Raw genomic sequence first — 3,570 nt, forward strand, 5'->3', positions numbered from 1 at the left:
AGGGGAGCCCTATAAAACTAACATGGCAAATACTTTTCTTTTTAGAGATGGAAAATGTTGTGAGAGGGTTTATGAAACTTTATAATTTAATTTCATTTTGGAGAGACAATGGTTACCCATATCTATGATTTTTTAGAAAAAAGTGTAAATAATTTTAGTGATAAAATAGCTTTTGTAGAGCCTTTTGCAAAGCAAGGCAGAAAAGAAATAACTTATAAAGAATTTGATTTAGCGTCCAAAAAAATAGCAAGTGAGATTTTAAGAAATTTAGGGAGTGAAAGTCCCACTCAAAGCCCTATTTTAATCATACTGCCAAAAGGAATTAATTGTTTAATTTCTTTCTTTGGTGTAGCATTAAGCGGGAATTTTTACACCCTTTTAGATGAAAAAAGCCCAAAAGATAGGATAGAAAAAGTCATAGAAGTTTTAAAGCCTAAGCTTTTTATTACTTCTAAGGAGCTTAATATAGACTTGGATTTACCTACACTTTACACAGAGGATTTTGAAAGTTTTAACATAGATGAAAATTTAATTAATAGCGCAAAAGAAAAACATATCGATACGAATTTACTTTATGTGCTTTTTACAAGCGGAAGCACTGGAGTACCAAAAGGAGTTAGCATAGCACATAAAAGTGTGATTGATTATACTTTTTGGTTTTGCGATGAATTTAGTATTAATAATAGTGATATTTTAGCAAATCAGGTTCAATTCTATTTTGATGTATCTGTGTCTGATATAATGTCCTCTATTAGCAAGGGTTCTAGTTTGCATATTTTGCCAAACCATATTTTTGCCTTTCCTAACAAGGTTTTAGAATATTTAGAACAAGAAAAAATTACAACGATTTTTTGGGTGCCTTCGGTGTTAATTTATTTTGCAAATGAGAAGGGCTTAAAAAAATACCCATTAAATTGTCTTAAAAAAGTTCTTTTTGCAGGCGAGATCATGCCAAATAAGCAATTAAATGTCTGGAGAAAATGCCTTCCAAATGCTATGTTTGCCAACCTTTATGGCCCCACTGAAATAACTATTATTTCTTGTTTTTACACCTTGAATCGCCAATTTAACGACGATGAGCTTTTACCCATAGGAAAAGCTTGTAAAAATACAGAGCTTTTAGTTTTTGATGAAAATCTAAATTTTATAAGTCCTAAGCAAGTGGGTGTAAAGGGCGAACTTTTCGTGCGTGGGACTTCACTTTCGCTAGGCTATTATAATGATAGAGAAAAAACACAAAAGGCTTTTATCCAAAATCCTTTGCATAACAACTACTTAGATTTATTATATAAGACGGGCGATATAGTCGCTTATAATGAATTTGGAGAACTGCTTTGCTATGGAAGAGCGGATAATCAAATCAAATACATGGGACATAGAATCGAGCTTGGAGAGATAGAAAGTGTGATAAATTCTCACTCTAGCATAAGAAATTGTGCTTGTATTTTTAAAGAAAAAATCATTTGTTTTTATGAAAGCGAAAATGAACTGGATTTAAGAAATTTTATCAAAGAAAAATTAGTCTCTTATATGATACCAAGCGAATTTATAAGGCTTGATAAATTTAAGCTAAATGCTAATGGTAAGATTGATAGGAATTATCTAAAAAACAATTTTTAAGGAGAAAATATGCAAGAAATTAAACAATTTTTTGAAAATATAGGCAAGGATAGTATTGATGAAAATATGGACAATTTAGTTAAAAACGGTTTTATTGATAGCTTAGATATTATGAATTTGGTTGCAGAAATAGAACAATTTTATCAAACAACTTTAGATTTTGATGATATTGTCCCAGAGAATTTTGAAAGCTTTAAAACAATCAAGAAAATGATAGAGCTGAGTGTAAAGAATAAGTGATTAAGCATGAAAGATAAGTGCAAAATAATAAAAAATATAGTGTGTCTAGGGACATGTGATATGCTATGGAATGGCTCTTTTGTTGCAGGGTTACGCAAAGAAGGGTTAGAAGTAGTAACTTTTGGTTATTCCAATGTATGTGCAGCTGCTTCCATTTATAGTATTAAAAAAAATGAAACTATCTTTAACAATGCTGATTTAATTATTCTTGGAATAAGTGAGGAGAGTGGCAGAGAGTGGATATATGAAAATAATATTAGAAATTTTAAATGGCTTTATAGGGAGTTATATTCATTTAATAAAAAGGTATTGGTATTAATTTGGCATTATAGCTGTATGTATACTGTAAAATATGATGGTTTTCATCAGGCACAGTGTAGTTTTTATGGTTTTAATTTTATAGATATTTATAATTATTGTAAGGATAAACAAATCTTGGATTTTTACATGAATATACCTGATTGTCATCATCCTATGGAATATTTATGTGAAAAAATGGCGCGAGAGATTGCGAAGTCTATGGATAATTTCAAAAAGCCAAAGAAAATTTTAGAAGGTTTAAGAAAAAATCCAGATTTTTTGATTGTGGATATAGCTAATATTGTTGGTTTGGATAAGGTAAAAAAGGTTAGAAACCACCTTGGCTATGAAAAAGTGTATGTCCTTGATAAAGGGAATAGTTTAATTATACCAAAAGAGTATAGTGGAAAATATATTTTATGTATTCATACTTGGAATCTTGCAGGTGGCATTAAAGAACAGAGTGCATTTGTATGTAGAAATTCTCATGAGGAGTTTGTTGTATCTTCTTGGAGATGGGAGACATTTCCAGAAATTTATTGTAAAAGTTTTATTATTGATGATAATACTTTAATTGATACACAAATTAATAATGAGGCTTCTAAAAAATATATGATTTTTAGCACTGATGGCAATGGAATAGCCTTGATAGATTTTATGATAGTGGATGCTGAATACATAGAAAAAGAGAATATAGATGATTTTAAAGATTGTGTTTTAGATAAAAATTATTCTTATGAGCATTTGTTATATTTTTTTGATGAGTATAAACGAATCATAGATGATTACAATAAAAAAAATAAAATTATAATGGGTGAAGTAGAAAAGAAAAAAGAAAAAATAGAAGAGCTTCAATCTTTGTTGAGTGTTTTACAAAAAAATAATGATTTTTATAATAATTATGGGACTGCTCGTGAAAGGGTATATCATCACTTGTCTTATAAGGTTGGACAGGCAACAGTAAGATATTCAAAAGGGATATTGGGATATATTATATTACCTTTTGTATTAATGTGTGTTGTAGTGGCTCATAAAACTGGCTATAGGAAACCCAATAAGAAAGTTTTATTATTGGAGCAGTATCCTGATAGCCAAGAAGCTTACAAAATAAAGCAGTATTTTTCTTATAAATTGGGGGAAATATTGGTGGAAGCTGGTAAGAAATGGTATAGGGGTGGATTTTTTACGATGTGGAGAAAGATAAATCAATTAAAAAAGGAAAACAATGTATCATAGCAGAAAGATGCAAAAACTTTTGAGAGATCCTCGGTTATTTTTTAGTGATATGGCGTCAAAGAGAATAGCATCAGCAAAAGCTATTATTGGTAAAATTACCCCCAAAAAATACAAAGGTTTTCATAAGTATGCAATAGTATCTGCTGTATATAATGTAGAAAAATATTTAGAGGA

Annotated in this window: 4 protein-coding genes; all 4 read left to right on the plus strand. The window is 29.7% G+C overall.

From position 1 onward, the window contains the following. The first annotated feature begins 108 nt into the window (after positions 1-108). A complete protein-coding gene (locus EBF09_RS08865; RefSeq protein WP_121764739.1) occupies positions 109-1,620 on the plus strand; it encodes an amino acid adenylation domain-containing protein in 1,512 nt (503 codons plus the stop codon). 9 nt (positions 1,621-1,629) lie between these two features. Beyond that, complete coding sequence (locus EBF09_RS08870) at positions 1,630-1,860, plus strand: phosphopantetheine-binding protein (RefSeq protein ID WP_121764740.1); 231 nt, start codon at positions 1,630-1,632, stop codon at positions 1,858-1,860. Between the two features lie 6 nt (positions 1,861-1,866). After that, positions 1,867-3,396 carry a hypothetical protein gene (locus EBF09_RS08875; RefSeq protein WP_198672580.1) on the plus strand — a complete coding sequence of 510 codons (1,530 nt, stop codon included), beginning with the start codon at positions 1,867-1,869 and terminating at the stop codon, positions 3,394-3,396. After that, positions 3,386-3,570: hypothetical protein (locus EBF09_RS09410; RefSeq protein ID WP_232817716.1), on the plus strand; the 185-nt coding region annotated here is incomplete at its 3' end. The genes EBF09_RS08875 and EBF09_RS09410, both read left to right, overlap by 11 nt.

It is taken from the genome of Helicobacter burdigaliensis (assembly GCF_003670295.1).
Classification (GTDB): Bacteria; Campylobacterota; Campylobacteria; order Campylobacterales; family Helicobacteraceae; genus Helicobacter_D; species Helicobacter_D burdigaliensis.